Annotated in this window: 22 protein-coding genes; 13 read left to right on the forward strand and 9 right to left on the reverse strand. The window is 37.4% G+C overall.

What is annotated here, in order from left to right; all coding sequences use genetic code 11:
• The first annotated feature begins 9 nt into the window (after window positions 1–9).
• From dut to FH508_RS07465, 4 genes are all read left to right on the forward strand, one after another.
• Window positions 10–447 (forward strand): dUTP diphosphatase, encoded by a 438-nt coding sequence (dut, locus tag FH508_RS07450; RefSeq protein WP_173478380.1) that lies wholly within the window; start codon window positions 10–12, stop codon window positions 445–447.
• Between the two features lie 279 nt (window positions 448–726).
• Window positions 727–1,269 (forward strand): GNAT family N-acetyltransferase, encoded by a 543-nt coding sequence (locus FH508_RS07455; RefSeq protein ID WP_173478381.1) that lies wholly within the window; start codon window positions 727–729, stop codon window positions 1,267–1,269.
• 279 nt (window positions 1,270–1,548) lie between these two features.
• On the forward strand, window positions 1,549–2,682 hold the full coding sequence (locus FH508_RS07460; protein WP_173478382.1) for a CamS family sex pheromone protein: 1,134 nt from the start codon (window positions 1,549–1,551) through the stop codon (window positions 2,680–2,682).
• Window positions 2,683–2,799: 117 nt separating this feature from the next.
• The gene (locus tag FH508_RS07465; RefSeq protein ID WP_173478383.1) at window positions 2,800–3,090 is read left to right on the forward strand and encodes a hypothetical protein; all 291 of its coding nucleotides are present in this window, start codon (window positions 2,800–2,802) and stop codon (window positions 3,088–3,090) included.
• Window positions 3,091–3,139: 49 nt separating this feature from the next.
• Here the strand turns inward: FH508_RS07465 and FH508_RS07470 are convergent, their stop codons facing one another.
• The 3 genes from FH508_RS07470 to fdhF are packed head-to-tail and all read right to left on the reverse strand — an operon-like array spanning window position 3,140 to window position 7,619.
• Window positions 3,140–4,186, reverse strand: a complete 1,047-nt coding sequence (locus tag FH508_RS07470) for an Mrp/NBP35 family ATP-binding protein (RefSeq protein WP_173478384.1) — start codon at window positions 4,184–4,186, stop codon at window positions 3,140–3,142.
• A gap of 12 nt (window positions 4,187–4,198) precedes the next feature.
• Window positions 4,199–4,678, reverse strand: coding sequence for a helical membrane plugin domain-containing protein (locus FH508_RS07475; protein ID WP_173478385.1), 480 nt, complete (start codon window positions 4,676–4,678; stop codon window positions 4,199–4,201).
• 4 nt (window positions 4,679–4,682) lie between these two features.
• Window positions 4,683–7,619, reverse strand: coding sequence for a formate dehydrogenase subunit alpha (gene fdhF / locus FH508_RS07480; protein ID WP_173478386.1), 2,937 nt, complete (start codon window positions 7,617–7,619; stop codon window positions 4,683–4,685).
• Window positions 7,620–8,191: 572 nt separating this feature from the next.
• On the opposite strand from fdhF, the gene FH508_RS07485 reads away from it, so the two are divergent.
• The 3 genes from FH508_RS07485 to moaA are packed head-to-tail and all read left to right on the forward strand — an operon-like array spanning window position 8,192 to window position 10,387.
• Window positions 8,192–8,539 (forward strand): Na-translocating system protein MpsC family protein, encoded by a 348-nt coding sequence (locus tag FH508_RS07485; RefSeq protein ID WP_173478387.1) that lies wholly within the window; start codon window positions 8,192–8,194, stop codon window positions 8,537–8,539.
• A gap of 12 nt (window positions 8,540–8,551) precedes the next feature.
• Window positions 8,552–9,370, forward strand: a complete 819-nt coding sequence (fdhD, locus tag FH508_RS07490; RefSeq protein WP_173478388.1) for a formate dehydrogenase accessory sulfurtransferase FdhD — start codon at window positions 8,552–8,554, stop codon at window positions 9,368–9,370.
• A complete protein-coding gene (gene moaA, locus FH508_RS07495; RefSeq protein WP_173478389.1) occupies window positions 9,371–10,387 on the forward strand; it encodes a GTP 3',8-cyclase MoaA in 1,017 nt (338 codons plus the stop codon).
• Window positions 10,388–10,436: 49 nt separating this feature from the next.
• On the opposite strand, the gene moaC is transcribed toward moaA, so the two are convergent.
• The 3 genes from moaC to FH508_RS07510 are packed head-to-tail and all read right to left on the reverse strand — an operon-like array spanning window position 10,437 to window position 11,999.
• Complete coding sequence (gene moaC, locus FH508_RS07500; RefSeq protein WP_173478390.1) at window positions 10,437–10,919, reverse strand: cyclic pyranopterin monophosphate synthase MoaC; 483 nt, start codon at window positions 10,917–10,919, stop codon at window positions 10,437–10,439.
• On the reverse strand, window positions 10,912–11,508 hold the full coding sequence (locus FH508_RS07505; protein WP_228134433.1) for a molybdenum cofactor guanylyltransferase: 597 nt from the start codon (window positions 11,506–11,508) through the stop codon (window positions 10,912–10,914). The genes moaC and FH508_RS07505 overlap by 8 nt, the downstream gene beginning before the upstream one ends.
• Window positions 11,505–11,999 carry a MogA/MoaB family molybdenum cofactor biosynthesis protein gene (locus tag FH508_RS07510; protein WP_173478391.1) on the reverse strand — a complete coding sequence of 165 codons (495 nt, stop codon included), beginning with the start codon at window positions 11,997–11,999 and terminating at the stop codon, window positions 11,505–11,507. The genes FH508_RS07505 and FH508_RS07510 overlap by 4 nt, the downstream gene beginning before the upstream one ends.
• 107 nt (window positions 12,000–12,106) lie before the next feature.
• On the opposite strand from FH508_RS07510, the gene FH508_RS07515 reads away from it, so the two are divergent.
• The 5 genes from FH508_RS07515 to moaD are packed head-to-tail and all read left to right on the forward strand — an operon-like array spanning window position 12,107 to window position 15,619.
• Window positions 12,107–13,123, forward strand: a complete 1,017-nt coding sequence (locus FH508_RS07515; protein WP_139860661.1) for a thiazole biosynthesis adenylyltransferase ThiF — start codon at window positions 12,107–12,109, stop codon at window positions 13,121–13,123.
• A 13-nt stretch (window positions 13,124–13,136) separates the two neighbouring features.
• Complete coding sequence (gene glp / locus FH508_RS07520; RefSeq protein ID WP_139860664.1) at window positions 13,137–14,426, forward strand: molybdopterin molybdotransferase MoeA; 1,290 nt, start codon at window positions 13,137–13,139, stop codon at window positions 14,424–14,426.
• Window positions 14,396–14,911: a molybdopterin-guanine dinucleotide biosynthesis protein B gene (mobB, locus tag FH508_RS07525; protein ID WP_217270258.1), complete on the forward strand. Its 516-nt coding sequence runs from the start codon at window positions 14,396–14,398 to the stop codon at window positions 14,909–14,911. The genes glp and mobB overlap by 31 nt, the downstream gene beginning before the upstream one ends.
• On the forward strand, window positions 14,911–15,393 hold the full coding sequence (locus FH508_RS07530; protein WP_173478393.1) for a molybdenum cofactor biosynthesis protein MoaE: 483 nt from the start codon (window positions 14,911–14,913) through the stop codon (window positions 15,391–15,393). The genes mobB and FH508_RS07530 overlap by 1 nt, the downstream gene beginning before the upstream one ends.
• Window positions 15,386–15,619 (forward strand): molybdopterin converting factor subunit 1, encoded by a 234-nt coding sequence (gene moaD / locus FH508_RS07535; RefSeq protein ID WP_173478394.1) that lies wholly within the window; start codon window positions 15,386–15,388, stop codon window positions 15,617–15,619. Before FH508_RS07530 ends, moaD begins: the two co-directional genes overlap by 8 nt.
• 230 nt (window positions 15,620–15,849) lie before the next feature.
• On the opposite strand, the gene modB is transcribed toward moaD, so the two are convergent.
• Both modB and modA read right to left on the reverse strand, forming a co-directional pair.
• Window positions 15,850–16,506: a molybdate ABC transporter permease subunit gene (gene modB / locus FH508_RS07540; protein ID WP_173478395.1), complete on the reverse strand. Its 657-nt coding sequence runs from the start codon at window positions 16,504–16,506 to the stop codon at window positions 15,850–15,852.
• Window positions 16,507–16,508: 2 nt separating this feature from the next.
• Window positions 16,509–17,294 (reverse strand): molybdate ABC transporter substrate-binding protein, encoded by a 786-nt coding sequence (gene modA / locus FH508_RS07545; RefSeq protein ID WP_173478396.1) that lies wholly within the window; start codon window positions 17,292–17,294, stop codon window positions 16,509–16,511.
• A 160-nt stretch (window positions 17,295–17,454) separates the two neighbouring features.
• On the opposite strand from modA, the gene FH508_RS07550 reads away from it, so the two are divergent.
• Window positions 17,455–18,375, forward strand: a complete 921-nt coding sequence (locus FH508_RS07550; RefSeq protein ID WP_173478397.1) for a substrate-binding domain-containing protein — start codon at window positions 17,455–17,457, stop codon at window positions 18,373–18,375.
• A 219-nt stretch (window positions 18,376–18,594) separates the two neighbouring features.
• On the opposite strand, the gene FH508_RS07555 is transcribed toward FH508_RS07550, so the two are convergent.
• Window positions 18,595–19,863: a PTS ascorbate transporter subunit IIC gene (locus tag FH508_RS07555; RefSeq protein ID WP_173478398.1), complete on the reverse strand. Its 1,269-nt coding sequence runs from the start codon at window positions 19,861–19,863 to the stop codon at window positions 18,595–18,597.
• Between the last annotated feature and the right edge of the window lie 11 nt (window positions 19,864–19,874).

A 19,874-nucleotide genomic window follows, 5' to 3' on the forward strand; every position in this document is an offset into this window, starting at 1 on the left:
ATGAAAAAAATGAACTTAGACGTAAAAATCAAAAGAATTCATGCTGATGCATTGCTACCTTTGCAAGCAAATCCAGGTGATGCGGGAATGGATCTTTATTCAATTGAAGCAGTAGAAATTCCTTCGGGAGAAGCAAAATTAATAAAAACAGGCTTACAAATTGAATTACCAAAAGGGACAGAAGCGCAAGTTCGTCCAAGAAGTGGACTAGCATTAAAACATAGTGTAACTGTTCTCAATAGTCCTGGAACAATTGATGAAGGCTACAGAGGGGAAATTGGTGTTATTTTAATTAATCATGGTAAAGAAACATTTATCGTGGAGAAATCAATGCGCATCGCCCAAATGGTAATCCAGATGGTTCCTTCTATTCAATTGCAAGAAGTAAATGAATTATCAGAAACGGTTCGTGGAGCTTCTGGATTTGGAGCAAGCGGCACAAAATAAGTTCGTAAGAATTAAGTTCGGTACTGTACCGAACTTAATTTTTTTGTAGGAGTGCCAGTCACCCATACAATTTACACACAATTTCACGATTATTTATTTAGTTCGAAAAAATAACATGTTTGACTTGCCATATAAATTTGAAATAAAATAGGCTCATATTAAATTGGAGGTTTTTGTTTGATTAACTTATGTTTCTTACTGGGATGGAAACTTTCTTAATAATTATTATTAAGAAGGTATGTTGGGTAATTTCGAAATTTTTTTAAAATAGGAGAGTATATGAATATTAAAATTAGGCAAGAGCACCCTTCAGATTGCAAAAAAATTGAAGATGTTATCAAAATGGCATTTTTAAATGTAGAACAAAGTGACAAACAAGAGCATTTTCTTGTGAATAAAATTAGACAATCAGATGCTTTTATTTCTGACTTGTCACTAGTAGCGATAGATCAGGAAACGAATGAAATTGTTGGTCATATTCTTTTATCTAAAATAACAATTGTCGCTTCTAATTTAACTGTAGATTCTTTAGCACTTGCTCCTGTTGCAGTCGCACCTGAACACCACAAGAAAGGTGTAGGTAGTCAACTCATTAATGCAGCTTTAAAACGTGCAAAAGAGCTTGGTTTTCAGTCAGTAATCGTTTTAGGACACAAAGATTATTACCCGAAATTCGGATTTAAAAAGGCAAGTTTATGGAATATAAAAGCTCCTTTTGATGTGCCGGATGAAGTATTTATGGCAATTGAATTGACGAAAGATTCTTTGACTAATGTTCAAGGAACAGTAAATTATTCAAAAGCATTTATGAGTGAGAGTTAATTATTGATATAAATCATTTACAAAGACCCTGTATTTTTATAGGGTTTTTTGTATGTAGATTAAACTCCATTTTGGATGAAAATTGCACTTTAAATAACAGTAAAACGATTGTTTTATTTGCTAGCAACTAGACGTTTTGCACCTTCTTAAATAACAAATAGCGGTTGTAATATATAAAGTCTTTAATATAAATATTAATAGAACTTATGGTAATATAAGGTATGACGATAGTAGGGTAAGATTTTCATAATATCACAATAAGAAAGGAGCATTATAGTCATGGTTATAAGAAAAAGTGCGCTTTTATTAATATCACCTTTATTCTTTTTAGCAGCTTGTAGTGATGAGGAAGAAAGTAAAAATAATAATGAGAAAATGTATATATCTTCAATTCAAAAAAAGGAAACTTTCGAAATTCAACAACCCGCTAAAATGAATGTAGCAAGAGGATTAATTGTTAGTAATATGAATAATACGATAAATATCAATGAAATAGAAAAAGGGTTAATGAATTTATCAGTTAATTATTTTTCACCTAATAGTTTTTATATGCAAGAAGGCCAATATTTAGATAAAAATATGATTAATCAATGGTTGGCAAGAAAAACGGAAGAAGGGTTAGGTTTAAATCCACCGATAAAAAATAGTACTGGAAATGTGTTAGAGGATGAAAAACAGAATCCACTTTTTTTATCTCATATATTAGAACAAAATTACATTAACAAAAAAAGTGGAAAAATAGAAGGGATGTCATTAGCTATATCGTTGAATGAATATTATGACATACGAGTATCTGATGATAAAGGATTAATTTATACAGACCAAGTGAAAGTTGATAATACCGATGATGATGTCAATGATGTAAAGAATTACGGTAAAAAAATAGCAGAAACAATAGTAAAAAATATAAGAAATCATGAAGCAATGCCGAATGTTCCAATCTATTTAACGTTGTATCAGGAATCCAATAAAAATGATATACTTCCAGGTATTTTTTTAGCTGAAACCTTTATTGGGGAGAGTAAGGATAGAATAGATAAATGGACGGAGATTGATAAAAAAGATTATACATTTCCTTCTGATGCATTATATAGTTTAGATCAAGATACATATAATAAATTATTAAGTTTTAAGGAAGAAATACAAAAGAATTTCAAACATTTAAATCCAAAAGCATTTGGAAAGCTACGATATGAAGATGGAAAATTAGCAGATATTAAGATAGAAGTACATGCACCTCTAATAAATGATACGGAATTGATTGCTCTTTTGCAGTTTATTAGTACAAAATTAAATGCCATTTTATTTGACTATGTTCCTGTAACAATTCGTATTATCGATCAAAAACAAGATGTTGGAATTATTTTATGGGACCCAGCAGAAAAACAAATTTTCGCCACTCCAATAGAGTGACAGGCACCGAAACAATTCTGATAATTCAATAGGCATGTTTTGTTCACTTTTCGGCTCCATAAAAAAAGAGTATTATTAAATAGGAAGAAACTCTATATAAAAGGATGACGTTCGGACATGAATGAGCAATTAGTGGATTGGATTATTCGCTTTCAAAGGGATAAAGATATTGAAGCACTAGCGAATTTAAAAGACTATTGTTATGAGATGATTGAGCCTTTAATTGTGGAATTTACAGCGAAGTATGGTGAAGATGCAGGAGAGTTATTACGTTTAAAATGGGATAAACGGTTTTATTTTATTTTTACAAAATATCAGGTGAATGTAGGGCTACCTTTAGATTCATTCGTCCAAAATACGTATCGTTTTTATTTCATGCAAGTACTAAAAAAGGCGGGTTATTTGTAACAGAAAAAATCCCTTGATTTGTGTAAAAGCAAATCAAGGGATTTCTGTTTTATTGATGTAGTAAATCTTCTGCTAGCTGAGTAAATATTTCGCCGATAATTGTTTCTTCATCATATACCGAGGAGCCTGTATTTTCTTCAGGCTGGGCGAAAGGAATATGAGCTATTACTTGCGTTTGCAGTAAATCTGCCAAATGTTCGGCTCCACCTTGTCCAAACAGATAGTTTTTTTGACCATCTGCCCCAGCAAAATAAGCCATGTTTTCTACTACACCAAGTATAGTATGCTTCGTATGTTGTGCCATCAAGCCTGCACGGGATGCGACATGAGACGCGGCAAGATGCGGTGTTGTCACGATGATTTCTTGTGCTTGTGGAATCATCGCTGCCATATCAATGGCTACATCCCCAGTACCTGGAGGTAAATCAATCAGGAGATAGTCCAAATCGCCCCATAACGTATTGACAAGGAAATTGCGAATCCATTTGTTAAGCATAGGCCCACGCCACATAACAGGCTGGTTTCCATTTGTGAAAAAGCCCATCGACATCAATTTAACCCCATGACTTTCAACTGGAATCGCTGTTTGGTCAATCATGGTAGGTTTTTGCTCAATGTTCATCATGGCAGGAATACTAAAACCATAAATATCAGCATCAAGTATGCCTACACGTTTACCAAGACGGGCAAGAGCGACCGCCAAATTAATCGTAACAGTCGATTTCCCAACACCGCCTTTGCCACTTGTGATAGCAATGAATTGTACGCCAGAATTAAGCTGCAACATGTGAGGCATGCCTTGTGCATCAACATTTTTCTCTTGTAAAGAGGTCGTTAATGCACGACGTTCCTGATCTGTCATAGCGCCAAAGGTAATGGCAACACTTGAGGCACCAATCGCTTGTAATGCTTCCTCCACATCTTGCTTGATTTTCGCTTTTAACGGACATCCTGGAATCGTTAAAATAATATCCAGTGATAGATGGGTGTCATTAATATGAATATTGCGGACCATATTCAATGTGACGATACTCTGATGAAGCTCAGGATCTTGAACTTGTTGTAATGCGTTGATTACATCTTCTTGTACTAACATAACAGAACCACCTTATTCTTTTAAACCTTTGCCAAGTCCCTTTAAGAAATGGACCCCAAAATTGAGCGCACGATTGACATCTGGATCATTTAACATTTTTACAAGCTTAAAGGCACTTACTTTTTCATCGGATTCAAGTGCTTTGTTGGCTTCCTCTACACCTGAATTTAAGCCATCAATCAGCTTAGTCGTTGTTTCAGGACTTAGCTCCGTCAATGCTCCCGCAACACCCATTAAATTATTAATGATATTAGTTACAGGTTTACGTGTTAATTGTCCAAGTGCAACATGGGCGACTTCTTCTTTAGCTTCTAGTAGCTTCATTGCTGCTTCTAATGCACCGATATCATTTAATTCAGCCATAATAAGCAACACTTGATTGACTGCATCTTCTTGATCAGAAAGCAGTTGTTTGAGATTATCTAATTTTTGTTCCTTTAGCTGTTCTTCTGTTACTTGTTGTTTTTTTATATTTGTAATGGGTGCAGCCATGCTCTCACTCTCTTTCGTTTATGGTTGTTAAGTGAACGTAGCCAGGACGATTCCATTTTCGTTGTACCTCAACACCATTTTGAGGATGACGCTTTTTATAGCGAGGGTTAGTGCGAGGAAGTGGTGTTTTGCCTTTAGCTTTTAGCACTTCTACTCGTACTTTTGTTTGTTTATAAGCTGGTGTTGATGTATTAACATCTGCTGCAGGACCAGTTAAGAAGTTGATAGCTGAATCTTTGCTAACAGAGTTCATTGGTAAAAATAATTCATTTCCTTGTACACGATCTGTAACAAGGGCATTTAGCTTTAATGCGCCATATGGAGATACTAAACGGAGTAGGGCCCCATCTTCAATGCCTCGTTCTTTTGCCAATTCTGGTGAGACTTCAACGAAAATCTCAGGTACCTTTGATTGAATACCTTTCGATTTATTTGTTAAATTTCCTTCGTGGAAGTGTTCAAGCATACGACCATTGTTAATATGACAATCGTATTGTGCCTCAAATTCAACTGGTTGTACCCAATCATTTAAAGCAAAACGGGCTTTTTTGTCAGGGAAGTTAAAGCCGTCTTCATACAATAACGGTGTATCTTTACCATCGTGGCTACCCCAACAGAAACTACCCCAGCCTTCTAAGACATCATAGTTGGCTTGTGAAAATAGAGGAGACAGGCTCGCCATTTCATCAAAAATATCACTTGGATGTTCATAATGCCAATCTGCTCCTAATCGACGTGCTACAGCTTGAAGGATTTCCCAATCTGCTTTTGATTCACCAAGTGTTGGTAAAACTTGATACAGGCGCTGAACGCGACGTTCAGTATTTGTAAATGTACCTTCTTTTTCAAGGGAAGGGGCAGCTGGTAAAATAACATCTGCATATTGTGCAGTACGTGATAGGAAACAATCCTGTACTACAAAAAATTCTATTTGTGAAAGGACCTCATCTACATGGTTGGCATTACAGTCAACAAGTGCCATATCTTCGCCCACTAAATACATCGCTTTCATTTTACCTTCCATAATGGCATCTAACATCTGCATATTAGTACGACCTGGTTGGGACTGAATAGGAACACCATAAGCTTTTTCGAATTTTGCACGTGCCGCATCATCAGTTACTTTTTGATAGCCTGGTAATAGATTTGGTAATGTTCCCATATCACAAGCACCTTGAACATTGTTATGACCGCGGAGAGGGTAGGCCCCAGCACCAGGACGGCGATAGTTACCAGTTGATAATAGTAAATTTGAAATAGCTGCTGATGTGTATGAACCGCCAGTATTTTGTGTTACACCCATGCCCCAAAGAACGCATGTACCGTCTGCATCACGAATCATCTCAGCAACTTCAATCAATGTTTCTTTCGCAATACCAGTCATTTTTTGTGCATAATCAAGTGTATATGTTTCAAGCACTTGTTTGAAATCATCAAAATGAAGGACATTTTCTTGAATAAAGGCTTCATCATGCCATCCTTGATCAATGATATATTTAGTAACTGCCATTAACCAAACTTGGTCAGTACCTTGTTTCGGACGCATAAAGATATCGGAACGCTCAGCCATTTCATGTTTACGTATATCGGCAACGATTAATTTCTGACCATGTAATTTATGAGCACGTTTCACACGTGTTGCTAAAACGGGATGACCTTCAGCTGGGTTAGCACCAACAATAATGACAAGACCAGCTTTGGCAATATCTTTTATTGTCCCAGCGTCACCGCCTAAACCTACTGTTCGTAATAAACCATCAGTAGCAGGAGATTGACAATAACGAGAACAATTATCGACGTCATTTGTTTCAAATAACTGACGAGCCATTTTTTGAATTAAGTAATTTTCTTCATTTGTAATTTTAGAAGAAGAAATAAAGCCGACAGAACCAGGACCATATTGTTGTTGAATACCACCAAGTTTTGTTGCAATTAGATCCAGTGCTTCATCCCATGATGATTCAACAAACTCATCATTTTTACGTATAAGTGGTTTTGTAATTCGTTCTTCTGAATTGACGAAATCCCAGCCGAATTTCCCTTTGACACAAGTCGAAATCGCATTTACTGGACCATCGGAAGGCTGTACTTTTAAAATTTTTCGGTCTTTTGTCCATACTTCGAATGAACAGCCTACACCACAGAAAGTACAAACTGTTTTCGTTTTTTTAGTGCGTTTACTACGCATGGCTGCTTCCACTTCAGAAACGGCAAAAATACCGCTATATCCTGGTTCCACTTCCTTAATCAAACTGATCATTGGATCTAACATATCCTGTTTTAAACCAGTCATAAATCCAGCCTCCCCAAGCATGGATTTTTCCATTAAGGCGTTACATGGGCAAACGGTTACACATTGACCACAACTTACACAGGAAGAATCGTTAATGGCAGCACCTTTATCCCAAATTACACGTGGTCGTTCTGCTTCCCAATCGAGTGATAATGTTTCGTTAACCTGTAAATTTTGGCAAACTTCTACACATTGCCCACATGCAATGCATTGGTTAGGATCATATCGGTAAAATGGATGCGACATGTCCACTTCATGTGGTTCAACTTTGGGCGTGTACGGATATTTTTGATGCTCGATTTCCATTAATTCGGCTGTATTGTGTAATGTACAATTTCCATTGTTATTATCACATACTGTACAGTACAATAAATGGTTTTCGAGTAGACGGTCCATTGCTTCTGTTTGTGCAGCTTTTGCTTTGTCAGAAGTTAATAAAATATTCATGCCGTCTACTGCCTTTGTGGAGCAGGAACGAACTAATTGGCCATTCACCTCCACAATACAAGTATCACATGTTTCAATTGGGTCTACAGCTGGCACATGACAAATCTGAGGATGAGGAATGCCATGTTGATTAATGGTATCAAGGATTGTTGCTCCTTCTTTTACATTATATGGAGCGCCATTAATTTTAATTTGAGTCAAGGTAACTTCCTCCTATTCACTTTGAGACTTATAGGACAACTTGTTACGGCTAAAGACAAAAGGGAATAACAAATCGAGTTAGTTATTTTTGAAGCGATTGTCTTGTTATTATTGTAATTCCCTCTTGTTCTTTAATCTACCTCGAAATAGGTGTAAATTCTAGATTATAACAAATTATCCATGTCTCGTTTTTTTAAAATAAAAAAATCCACCATGAAATTACATGTCCAAAACATGCTAATCATTCATGGTGGATAAAATTCTTAGCAGGTCTTGCTAAAAACTCAATCTACTTTTATTTTTAATAACAATAGAATTCAAATATTAAAAACACTATGCAACATCGTGAGATAGGGATTAAAATAAATCAATTCCATTTGTGATATGTATTATTATAGACTTATCCTTCAAAATGAACAATATTAATCATAAAATTTATTAAATGAGAATGATTATCAAAAAATATTATCTCTTTTAATTTTTTTCAAGTTGCTATATCATTAACAAACTGTAAGGGTGACCTCATATCAATTTGCCTAAAAAAGTTTATTTACGATGGGAGAATCGTTGCTATGTCAAAAAAAATCCATGAATTTAATGATATGATTCGAAAGTTAAGAAAAGAAGTATTTGGAAAAGGGCCAGAGCGTATTCATACTGTTTTTGTCGAGAATATGGCTGTATCAACTTTATACGGAAATATCACACCGACGGAAAAATTTATTGCCAGTACACCCGAAGGGCTAAAGATGGTACATGCTGCAAGGACGAGTATGATTCAGGATTTATATACACAATCACCACCCGAGGGGATGGAGGAATTGATAGGCAGCAAATTACTGCACTTATTTTCAGATATAAAAATTGAAGAGGATTTTGCGATTTCCGTCTTTGTTTTTGAAAAAAATATTAGTGTGTAAAGGGGATGCCTTATGGATCGAGCAATAACAAGGAAAATTACGCGTGTAGAAGGCCAGCAAGTAAAAGAAATAGATGATTTAATCGTCTCAGAATACGCTGTGACTGTAAAAATTAATCAGCAAGAGTTTGTTACGATGGTTTGTACACCAGAGTATGTGGAAGATATGGTTATCGGCTACTTAGCTTCTGAACGAGTGATACGTAGCTTTGAGGATATTGAGGAAATTTGGCACCAAGAGAAAGAGGGCTTTGTGCATATTAAAACAAAACATGTCAATCCCTATTACCAACAGACGCAAAATAAACGTTATATTACCTCTTGTTGTGGCATGAGTCGGCAAGGATTTGTTTTTACGAATGATGCATTAGTAGCGAAAAAAATGGAAGATGTTCATGTGCAAATGACGACCGAGGATTGTTTTCGTTTAATGCATGAGATGCAGGACGGTGCAAACATTTTTAAGAAAACGGGTGGTGTGCATAATGCCGCATTATGTAATGTCAATGGCATTGTCTTAAGCCGCATGGATATAGGACGTCATAATGCGTTAGATAAAATTTACGGCTATTGCCTCCGTAACAATATTAGTATGCAAGATAAAATCATCGTCTTTAGCGGACGGATCTCGTCTGAAATTTTACTAAAAGTCTCCAAAATAGGCTGTGAAATTGTGCTATCTAAATCAGCACCAACTGAATTAGCATTGCAATTAGCAGAACAACTTGGCATTACGACGGTAGGATTTATCCGACAACATACACTGAATATTTATACACATCCAAAACGCATCCTATTACCTGCTCAGAATTCACTGAAAGAAGGAGATTAAATGCATGATCTACAAGACCAATTAAATAGACCTTTAAGAGATTTAAGAATATCCGTAACAGATCGTTGTAATTTTCGTTGCCGCTATTGTATGCCAGCTGAAGTATTTGGTCCAGATTACGCATTTTTACCGTCTAATAAAATATTAACTTTTGATGAGATTGAACGATTAGTAAAAATCTTTGTTTCTTTAAATGTAAAAAAGGTGCGGATTACAGGCGGAGAGCCCTTACTTCGTCGGAATTTGCCTGAATTAATTGCGCGCATTCACCGCATAGAAGGTGTAGAAGATATTGCATTAACTACAAATGGTTCTTTATTAAAAAAATTTGCACAACCATTGGCACAAGCTGGCTTATCTCGCGTTTCCATTAGTCTCGATTCACTGGATGATGAGCGTTTTTCTGAGATGAATGGTCGTCGTGGCAAAGTCTTAACAGTGTTAGAAGGAATTGAAAAGGCTGCAGAAGCGGGTTTAAAAGTGAAAATTAATATGGTTGTGCAAAAAGGAAAGAATGATCAAGATATCGTTACAATGGCACAATTTTTTAAAGAAAAACAGCATATTTTACGCTTTATTGAATATATGGATGTAGGAAATTCAAATGGTTGGCGCTTAGATGATGTTGTGTCCAAAAAGGACATTATTGAGCAAATTCATCAATTTTCACCGTTACAGCCAGCAGCGCCAAATTACAAAGGGGAAGTGGCAACACGTTATCAATATCAAGACGCACAAGGTGAGATTGGAGTAATTTCGTCTGTTACGGATTCTTTCTGTTCCAGTTGCTCACGTGCTCGTCTCTCGGCAGAAGGAACATTATACACTTGTTTATTTGCAACAGAAGGAACGGATTTAAGAGAGCTGTTACGGTCAGGGCAAGATGATGCTACCATCATCAAATGTATTACAAAGGTATGGGAAACAAGAGATGATCGTTATTCAGATGAACGTAATGAGCAAACAATGGCAAAAAGGAAAAATTCAAAAATTGAAATGTCTCATATTGGAGGGTAGTGTATAAAAAAACAGAAAAAATCGGCAAGATAATGCCGAATTTTTCTGTTTATTTATGCACAAAAGTGCCACTTTTCCCACCAGTTTTTTCAACAAGATAGGTTTCTTTAATGACCATTGTTTTATCAACTGCTTTACACATATCATAAAAAGTTAATGCAGCAATAGACACAGCAGTAAGGGCTTCCATTTCAACACCAGTTTTCCCACTACATTTGACCGTAGCTTGGATATGGAGCTCATAGCCATTCTCTGCCTTTTCGTAATTAAATTGAAAATCTGTGCCTTGTAGCATGATCGGATGGCACATGGGAATGATATCTGCGGTTTTTTTTGCACCCATAATCCCTGCAATTTGAGCAACTTGCGTTGGATCACCTTTTTTAATGTCACCTTGTTGGATGGCTTCATAGACAACATCAGATAAAGTTATGATACTACGAGCAATTGCAGTACGTGTCGTAATTTCCTTTTCTGAAATATCAACCATTTTAGGACGACCTTCGTCGTTCCAGTGTGTAAAATTATTCATTGTTAGACTCCTTTTTATTTGTTTTTGACCAATCTTGCTGTGCATTAATATTGATAAATGTTGAGTTATCATCATCAAAAGGGACATAACAAACCCGTAGTTGCGCTAACAGCACTTTCATACTTCGTTTGTTTTGTTTCATTAATTGTTGTGCCTTGGATATAGCTGTACGGCGATATAATGCAGCTAATGGTTGATCGCGTAGCGTTTGTAAAGGAACAATCGCATCATAATCGTCATGAATGAAGGTGACCATTTTTTGGATAAAATCAGCATTCATATAAGGCATATCGCTTGCTACGACAAAAAACCATTCCACATCAGGATAGGTTGTCATAATATAATGCAAGGCAAAAAGGGGCCCTTGATGTAGCTGCTTTTCGATGACCCAGTGGACGTTTTCCTCTTCAAACTGATAGTGTAAGTGCGCATTTGTAGCAATGATGAGAGGGGATAGCTGATTTTTTTGCAACGCTATGAGACTATGCTTATATAAAGGTTGCCCAGCAAACATCTCGAACATTTTAGGTTTACCATACCGAGAGGATTGACCGCCAGCTAATACAATACCAGCAATTTTCATTTTCATAAGCGATGCAACTCACCAACAAAATGTTTGACAGTAGGTAATATGAGCTTCGTCATAGCCAGTGTCACCGCATTTGTGGAGCCTGGTAAAACGTAAATGGCTGTTTGTTGAAGACTCCCAGCAGTAGCACGACTAAACATTGCTTTTGGGCCAATTTCTTCATAGCTGAGTGTTCGAAATAATTCACCAAACCCCATCATTTCTTTTTCAAAAAGAGGCAAAATGGTGTCGTAAGTTTGATCTCTTGGTGTAAAACCTGTTCCACCCGTAACGATAATGGTATTAATTGTTGAATCACTGCACCATTTTTTTACATGACTAGCGATATCCAGTGGCTCATCCTTTGTTAGTTGATAGTCGACAACGTCAAATGTAGCTTCTTGAAGTAATGATTGAATACGCTGTCCAGCATGATCATCTGCCTTTGTGCGTGTGTCACTGACCGTTAAAATAGCAACGTGTATTGGTTGCTGATGATGTGTGGGATGCACAGTAAAGACCTCCTTCGAACATGTTTTACTTAAAAACATTGCCTTTATTATAATGCTATAAATGAAAAGGTCAAACGAAAATTCATAGAAAGAAAGGCCATATACTTATGCAAAATAGATATTCTAGACAACAATTATTTAATCCTATCGGACAAACAGGGCAAGCCTCCATCCAACAAAAACATGTCTTAATAATAGGTGCGGGTGCATTAGGGAGTGCTAGTGCTGAAGCGCTTGTGCGTGCGGGTATTGGCAAACTGACACTCATTGATCGTGATTATGTAGAGTGGAGTAATTTACAACGACAACAATTGTATACAGAGCTAGATGCACAAGAGAAAATGCCGAAAGTCATTGCAGCTAAAAATCGTCTCCAACAAATTAATGCAGAAGTAGAAATCAATGCGGTCATTATGGATGCTTGTACACAATCGCTGCTACCATTGTTAAAAGATGTAGATGTGTTGGTCGATGCGACTGATAATTTTGATGTTCGTTTTTTTATGAATGACCTTGCTCAAAAATATGGTATTCCTTGGGTTTACGGCTCTTGTGTTGGAAGTTATGGTGCAACTTATACGATTGTACCTGGCAAAACACCTTGTTTGCATTGCTTATTAAAAGTAATGCCCCATACAGGGATGACTTGCGATACGGTAGGAATTATTAGCCCAACGGTCCAAATTGTTGCTGCCTATCAAGTGGCAGAAGTTTTAAAATTGCTTGTTGGTGATGAGAAAGCATTAAGAAAAAGCTACTTAACGTTTGATGTTTGGCAAAATCAACACTATGAAATCAATGTAGATAAAATAAGGCAGTCTGATTGTCCATCTTGTGGTAATCACCCAACATATCCTTATTTATCCTATGAAAATCAAACTAAATTACAGATACTTTGTGGACGGGATGCAATCCAAATTCGACCGCCAAAGCCGATTCACTATCAATTAGAGCAGCTGGCAAACCAACTTCGCGCCTATGGTGAAATTCAGATGAATCCTTATTTGCTTTCTTGCCAGGTTGACGATTATCGAATCGTCATTTTCCAAGATGGGCGAGTTGTAATTCATGGTGTACAAGATATACAAAAAGCAAAAACCATTTACTATCGTTTATTAGGTTAAAGGAGTGTGTAAAATGCTAGAAAAAAGACAACCAATTCCAGTAGCAGAAGCTGTTCATCGTGTTATGGACCATGCTTTTCAAGCAAAAAAAGAGCTTGTGTCATTAACGCAAGCCCATGGTCGCTTTATTGCAGAAGCAATTAGGGCCGATCATGATGTACCAGCTTTTGACCGTTCACCATATGATGGCTATGCTATTCGCTCCGTCGATAGCAAAGAAGCTTCTTCGCAGCATCCAGTCCCATTTCAGGTTGTTGGGGAAATTGGCGCAGGCTATATATATAACGAAGTAGTAGGCGAACGACAAGCTGTCCGCATTATGACAGGGGCTCCTATACCACAAGGCTGTGATGCAGTGGTCATGCTAGAATTAACCCATACTTTTGAAGAAAATCATCAAAAGTATATGTCAATTAAACGATCTTTTGAAGCAGGGACAAACATTTCCTATAAAGGGGAAGATGTACAGCAAGGCACTGTTCTCATTGAAAAAGGTCAATATATTAACCCAGGTGTAATGGCATTACTCGCTACTTTTGGCTATGAGCAAGTACCTGTTTATCGAAAAACGGTTATTGGTGTCATTGCAACTGGTAGCGAATTACTAGAGCCAGGCGAATCTTTACAACCTGGTAAAATTCGAAATAGTAATGCCTATATGATGATGGCGCAAATTGAGCGGGCTGGAGCACAAGTAAAATATTACGGCAAGTTTAGCGATGACCTTGAGTTATGTATTAAAAATGTTGAAAACGCCTTACAGGAAGTAGATATTCTAATTACAACAGGAGGCGTTTCTGTAGGTGATTATGATTATTTACCAGCCATTTACGAAGCGATTCATGCAAACGTACTGTTTAATAAAGTGGCGATGCGTCCAGGTAGTGTGACAACGGTGGCTGCTCGCGACGGCAAATTATTGTTTGGGCTTTCTGGTAATCCTTCAGCTTGCTACGTTGGCTTTGAACTTTTTGTACGCCCGATTATTCGCACTGCATATAGTAATGCTCAACCCCATTTACGTAGAGCGCAAGCGATTTTAGGGGCGGATTTTACAAAGCCAAATCCTTTTACACGTTTTGTACGCGCACAAGCCTATTATGAAGAAGGTAAGCTAGTTGCAGTACCATCTGGCTTTGACAAATCGAGCGCAGTTTCTTCGTTGGCGTCAGCCAATGCATTCATCGTCTTACCTGGTGGTTCACGAGGCTATGAAAAGGACATGTCAGTAGCAGTTTTATTGTTAGAAGATTTGCAAGGAAGTGAGTGGCCTTGGGACAACATCGAAAAATCTTACAGATAGTTGGTTATCAAGATAGTGGAAAAACGACGCTGATGGAGCAATTGATTAAACAAGCTACAAAGGAAGGGTTACGAGTAGGAACGATTAAGCATCACGGACATGGTGGTGTGCCAATGGTTGAAACTTCGAAAGATAGTAGTCGGCATGAGCAGGCGGGTGCGATGATTACAGCAGTGGAGGGGGAGGGTACTTTACGGATGAGTATTCACCAAAAAAGCTGGCAACTGGCTGAGATACTAGCGATTTATGCTTCCTTTCCAATGGATATCATTTTGATTGAAGGGTATAAATGCGAACATTATCCAAAGGCTGTGCTTCTACGAACAGCACAGGATCATGTGCTACTACAGCGAGTAACCAATATTATTTGTGTAATTTATTGGCCAAGCTATCCACTCGATTCGTCCCTAACGATTCCAGCTTTTTCGATACATGATGAAACACAATATATGGAATTTTTATTGAAAGAAATGAGGGGAAAATAATGACTGGAACGTTGTTTGAAATAATTGATAAACCGATTGATGTAGAGCAAGTAAGACAAAAAGTACTTAATCGAAATGCAGGAGCTATTACACTATTTATTGGGACAGTGCGTGAAATGACAAATGGTAAAAAAACATTGCATTTGGAATATCAAGCCTATCCAGCGATGGCGATAAAAATGTTTGAACAGATTGCGAAGGAAATACAAGAGCAATGGCCTGAAGTAAAAATAGCCATTTCCCACCGTGTAGGGCATTTAGCTATTTCTGATATTGCGGTCGTCATTGCGGTGTCATCACCACATCGTAAAATCGCATATTTGGCAAATGAATATGCGATTGACCGTATTAAGCAAATTGTACCTATATGGAAAAAAGAACATTGGGAAGACGGGACAGAATGGATTGGTGATCAATTAGAAAATATCCCTTATCCGCAAGGGGAGCCAGTTATTCAGGAGGGGGAGGAAAAGTGTGATTAACATCTTATTATTTGCACACCTACAGGAAATGGTTGGTGAAACAAAGCTAACTGTAGAGCTGTCAGATGTGACGGTTGCTCACTTGAAAGAGTGGATGGAAGAGCACTATCCACAGCTATCATTACAACAAATAATGACGGCAGTAAATGAGGAATTTGCAACGGATACTACAATCGTCAAATCGGGCGACACTATCGCCTTTATCCCACCAATCAGTGGGGGATGAAGACAAAAGAGCGGCATACAACGTTAAGTATAAAAGGTGTTATAAATTTTGCTCTGTAACATGAAAGAAGCTATGCAGTTACGCACAGCACATAAGACGTGTGCACTCCGCGAGCAAGTGAGGGTTGCGTCTTACGGTGTGCTAAGTGAGGAAAGCACCCGCCGTAACAAACAACAACGGCACAGCAAAAAAGTGTTAGATTGATCGCGGTCAATCTAACACTTTTTCTCTTATACTTTGAGGATATGGATACTAAGAAGCAAAAGAAAGGAAATAGCAATCATACACAAAACCCATGTCCAGGCAAGGGTCATGTTTCCCGAATCAATCGCCATATAAATAGCTAGCGGTGTTGTTTGTGTTTTCCCTGGAATATTCCCCGCGAACATTAATGTCGCTCCAAACTCGCCTAAAGCTCGTGTGAAGCTTAAAATCCCGCCAGATACAAGTGCTTTTAAAGCAAGGGGTATGGACACATAAAGAAAGACTTGCCATTCGTTAGCCCCATCTACACGTGCTGCATTTTCAATATCACGATCAACAGAGGCAAAGCCCGTTTTAGCTGATTGATACATTAAAGGAAAGGCAACAATCGTAGAAGCGATAACAGCCGCCCACCATGTGAACATGACTGGCTGATCGAAAAGCCACACAATTAGATTTCCAAAAAAACTATTTTTCCCAAAAATAACGATGAGCAGGAAACCTACTACAGTAGGAGGTAATACTAAAGGTAAGAGCAACACGGTTTCTAGCAAGAGCTTCCCTTTAAAATGACGGCTTGCCATCCATTTACCAAGTAAAATTCCTGCTATAATAGCGAGAATCCCCGCAACAAAGGCAATTTCAATTGAAAGTTTAAGTGGAGACCAAAAATCGGTACTCATTTTTAGTGAGCTCCTTTAAACCCATACTTTTTAAAAATATTCATTGCTTCGTCACTCTGTAAAAATTGATAAAAATCTTCCGCTTCTTGAGCATGCTTACTCGCTTTTAAGACACCTACAGGATAAATAATCGGTGCATGCATAGCTTCATCAGCAGTCGCAACGATATCAACTTTATCGGAGACAAGAGCATCTGTCTTATAAACCATTCCTGCATCTACGTTTTCTGTTTCTGTGTAAGTAAGTACTTGACGCACATCTTTTGTATACACCACTTTCGATTCAAGTGAATCCCAAAGTTGCATATTTTTTAATGTGTCGACGCCATACTGCCCAGCAGGAACCGTTTCGGGTGTACCAAGCGCGATTTTTCCTGCTTGCTGTAAATCTTCAAAGGATTTGATTTGTTTTTCATTATTTTTAGGAACAATTAATACTAATTCGTTGGCTAAAAGATCCGTTCCTTGCTTTTGATCAATCATTTCTTTTTCTACAAGCGCATCGAATTTATCTTCCGCGGCTGAAAAGAAAAGATCTGCAGGAGCACCCTGTAAAATTTGTTGCTGTAATGCACCAGAACCACCAAAGTTATAGAGGATTTTGATTGTATCGTGTTGTTTTTCATAAGTTGTTTTAAGTTCTTCTAAGGCATCCTGTAAACTAGCTGCCGCAGAAATCGTTAATTCAACAGGTTCGTTTGCTGTCAACTCTTTTTCTTGGTTACCACAGGCTGCAAGTAGCCCAACTAGGAATGCTAGTGTCGCAAATAAACTATAAAATTTTTTCACTATGATAATACTCCTTTTATAACTCGTTATAACAAGACATAACAAATTATAAACAGTTATAAGTGAAAAAGAAAGATAGAATTGGTAGAAAATTTCAAGATGTTCATAAAGCTATAAATACGTTACCATGTAAATAGAGGCATATAGGAGGAGAATTTTTATGTCACAAGAACAATCCTATACGATTGAAGAGGTTGCACAATTATTAAAAGTTTCGAAATTGACGATTTATGATTTAGTGAAAAAGGAAGAATTGCCAGTCTTCCGTGTAGGAAGGCAAATGCGGGTAGATCGTGCTGACTTGCAAGCCTATATACAAAAACGAAAAACAGGTAGTGCGTCATTGACATCCGTAGCTACTCCGACTAAAAATTATTCAAAAATAATTATAAGTGGACAAGATTTAGTATTAGATATTTTAGCCAAATATATTGAGAAAAGGCAGTCTACGAAAGTATTGCGTTCACATGAAGGTAGTTTTAATGGTGTGATGGCATTGTATAATGGAGACTGTGATATTGCGAGTTTACATATGTTTGATGGGGATACAGAAGATTATAATACGCCTTATGTAAAGAAAATCTTTGTGAGCCATCCGTTTATCCTCATGAATGTAGTATCACGTAGAGCAGGTTTCTATGTTCAAAAAGGAAATCCATTGCAAATCCACACATTTGAAGATTTTCAAACAAAGTCATTTAACTTCATCAACCGTGAGAAAGGCTCAGGTGCTCGCACTTTGTTAGATGAGCAATTGCGTATTCATAATATTGTACCGACTACTATTGAAGGCTATTCCAGTGAAGGAATGAGCCATCTTGATGTTGCTTCTGCTGTCGCCAATGGACACGCTGATGTTGGGATAGGAATTGAAAAAATCGCCAAGCTCATTGATGTCGATTTTATTCCAGTTGTTAAAGAGCGTTATGATATTGTGTTATTAAAAACGCCTGAAAACCGACCACTAATTGATGTGGTGAAAGAGATTTTAAATGCACCTGCTTTCCAATCTGAAGTGGCTGCGTTAGGAGATTATGACGTCTCTCAAATGGGGCAAGTTATGTATGAAACGCTATCATAAAATTTAATATTGAGTTTATGATAAAAAGCATTTTGCGATATATGGTGAGATGGATAAATTAGTAGGTATTACTGCTAGGATTTTATGGGCGGGTTTTTTGTATATAAAAAAGAGGGTTGGATCATGTGTGCCAGGCACGCAAATAATTCTGACAATTAAATAGTTAAAAAAGCCTCGTTCTTATATTTAGAACGAGGCTTTTAGTATAGAGAGATGCTATTACACTGCACCAAATAATTTTAAAATATTGATAATGACAATACCGACAATACCAAAGTCAGAATCACCAAATGTTGTTCCTTCATAGCCGATGTCACCCATGAAAATAAGTAGTATAGCAGGAATGAAGCTGATGATTAAACCGTTGGCAAAAGCACCTGCCATTGAGCCGATTCGACCACCTGTTGCATTTCCAAAAACGCCTGCGGCTGCACCTGTGAAGAAATGAGGCACGAGACCTGGGATAATAACTTTTAGCCCAATAAGAGGGAGTGCAAACATAGATAATAAACCAGCTAAAAAGCTAAAGAGGAAGCCGATGATAACAGCGTTAGGAGCAAATGGGAAAATTGTCGGGCAATCTAATGCAGGCTTGGCATTTGGTACGAGCTTATCGGCTATTCCTTTAAAAGCTGGAATAATTTCAGCAATTAGCATGCGAACACCAGCAAGGATAATATAAACACCAGCAGCAAAAGTAATCGCTTGAATAATTGCGAAAACGATGAAATTAGATCCACCCGATAGTTGTGCTTCAATATAAGAGCGACCTGCAAATAATGCCACTACAATAAAAAATATGGTCATTGTTAAGGAAATTGCAACGGATGTGTCTCTTAAAAATCCTAGTGATTTAGGAACTTGAATTGCTTCTGTTGTTTTAGCTTTGTTGCCAAAAAGCTGACCAATTTTAGCAGAAATATAGTAGCCTATACTTCCAAAATGACCAACTGCGAAATCATCACTGCCTGTAATTTGGCGCACTGTAGGTTGTAAAATGGCTGGGAAAATAACCATACAAATACCTAATAAGATGGATCCGGTAATTATAAGTGGAATGCCACTCATTCCACCAACTGAGAGTGAAGCCGCGATTAAACACGCCATAAATAATGTATGATGCCCAGTTAAAAAAATATATTTTAAAGGCGTAAATCGCGCTAACAATAAGTTCATGATCATACCGAATACCATAATCATGGCAGTAGATGTTCCAAAAGTCGTTTGCGCTGCAGCTACAATAGCCTCATTGTTAGGGATTACCCCTTGAACTTGAAAGGCATGGTCGAACATTTTACTAAAATGCGTTAAAGAACCAATTAAAACGGCAGCACCAGCACCTAAAATGACGAAGCCCATTATCGTTTTTAATGTACCTGAAAGAACAGTTGAAGCAGATTTTTTTTGGATTAGTAAGCCGACAAGAGCAAATAGGCCGACTAAAATTGCTGGTGTACCTAAAATGTCATTCATCATAACATCTAACATACCAACACCTC

The sequence above is a fragment of the Lysinibacillus sp. CD3-6 genome (assembly GCF_006351725.2).
GTDB lineage: Bacteria > Bacillota > Bacilli > Bacillales_A > Planococcaceae > Lysinibacillus.

What these genes read in the sequence shown, in the direction of transcription:
- FH508_RS07530 (WP_173478393.1), top strand. Translation starts at nt 14,911, where the DNA reads ATGACTGGAACGTTGTTTGAAATAATTGATAAACCGATTGATGTAGAG.
- FH508_RS07485 (WP_173478387.1), top strand. Translation starts at nt 8,192, where the DNA reads ATGTCAAAAAAAATCCATGAATTTAATGATATGATTCGAAAGTTAAGA.
- FH508_RS07460 (WP_173478382.1), top strand. Translation starts at nt 1,549, where the DNA reads ATGGTTATAAGAAAAAGTGCGCTTTTATTAATATCACCTTTATTCTTT.
- dut (WP_173478380.1), top strand. Translation starts at nt 10, where the DNA reads ATGAACTTAGACGTAAAAATCAAAAGAATTCATGCTGATGCATTGCTA.
- moaC (WP_173478390.1), bottom strand. Translation starts at nt 10,919, where the DNA reads ATGAATAATTTTACACACTGGAACGACGAAGGTCGTCCTAAAATGGTT.
- FH508_RS07505 (WP_228134433.1), bottom strand. Translation starts at nt 11,508, where the DNA reads ATGAAAATGAAAATTGCTGGTATTGTATTAGCTGGCGGTCAATCCTCT.
- glp (WP_139860664.1), top strand. Translation starts at nt 13,137, where the DNA reads ATGCTAGAAAAAAGACAACCAATTCCAGTAGCAGAAGCTGTTCATCGT.
- FH508_RS07555 (WP_173478398.1), bottom strand. Translation starts at nt 19,863, where the DNA reads ATGTTAGATGTTATGATGAATGACATTTTAGGTACACCAGCAATTTTA.
- FH508_RS07515 (WP_139860661.1), top strand. Translation starts at nt 12,107, where the DNA reads ATGCAAAATAGATATTCTAGACAACAATTATTTAATCCTATCGGACAA.
- FH508_RS07455 (WP_173478381.1), top strand. Translation starts at nt 727, where the DNA reads ATGAATATTAAAATTAGGCAAGAGCACCCTTCAGATTGCAAAAAAATT.
- moaA (WP_173478389.1), top strand. Translation starts at nt 9,371, where the DNA reads ATGCATGATCTACAAGACCAATTAAATAGACCTTTAAGAGATTTAAGA.
- fdhD (WP_173478388.1), top strand. Translation starts at nt 8,552, where the DNA reads ATGGATCGAGCAATAACAAGGAAAATTACGCGTGTAGAAGGCCAGCAA.
- FH508_RS07465 (WP_173478383.1), top strand. Translation starts at nt 2,800, where the DNA reads ATGAATGAGCAATTAGTGGATTGGATTATTCGCTTTCAAAGGGATAAA.
- FH508_RS07550 (WP_173478397.1), top strand. Translation starts at nt 17,455, where the DNA reads ATGTCACAAGAACAATCCTATACGATTGAAGAGGTTGCACAATTATTA.
- modB (WP_173478395.1), bottom strand. Translation starts at nt 16,506, where the DNA reads ATGAGTACCGATTTTTGGTCTCCACTTAAACTTTCAATTGAAATTGCC.
- FH508_RS07475 (WP_173478385.1), bottom strand. Translation starts at nt 4,678, where the DNA reads ATGGCTGCACCCATTACAAATATAAAAAAACAACAAGTAACAGAAGAA.
- FH508_RS07470 (WP_173478384.1), bottom strand. Translation starts at nt 4,186, where the DNA reads ATGTTAGTACAAGAAGATGTAATCAACGCATTACAACAAGTTCAAGAT.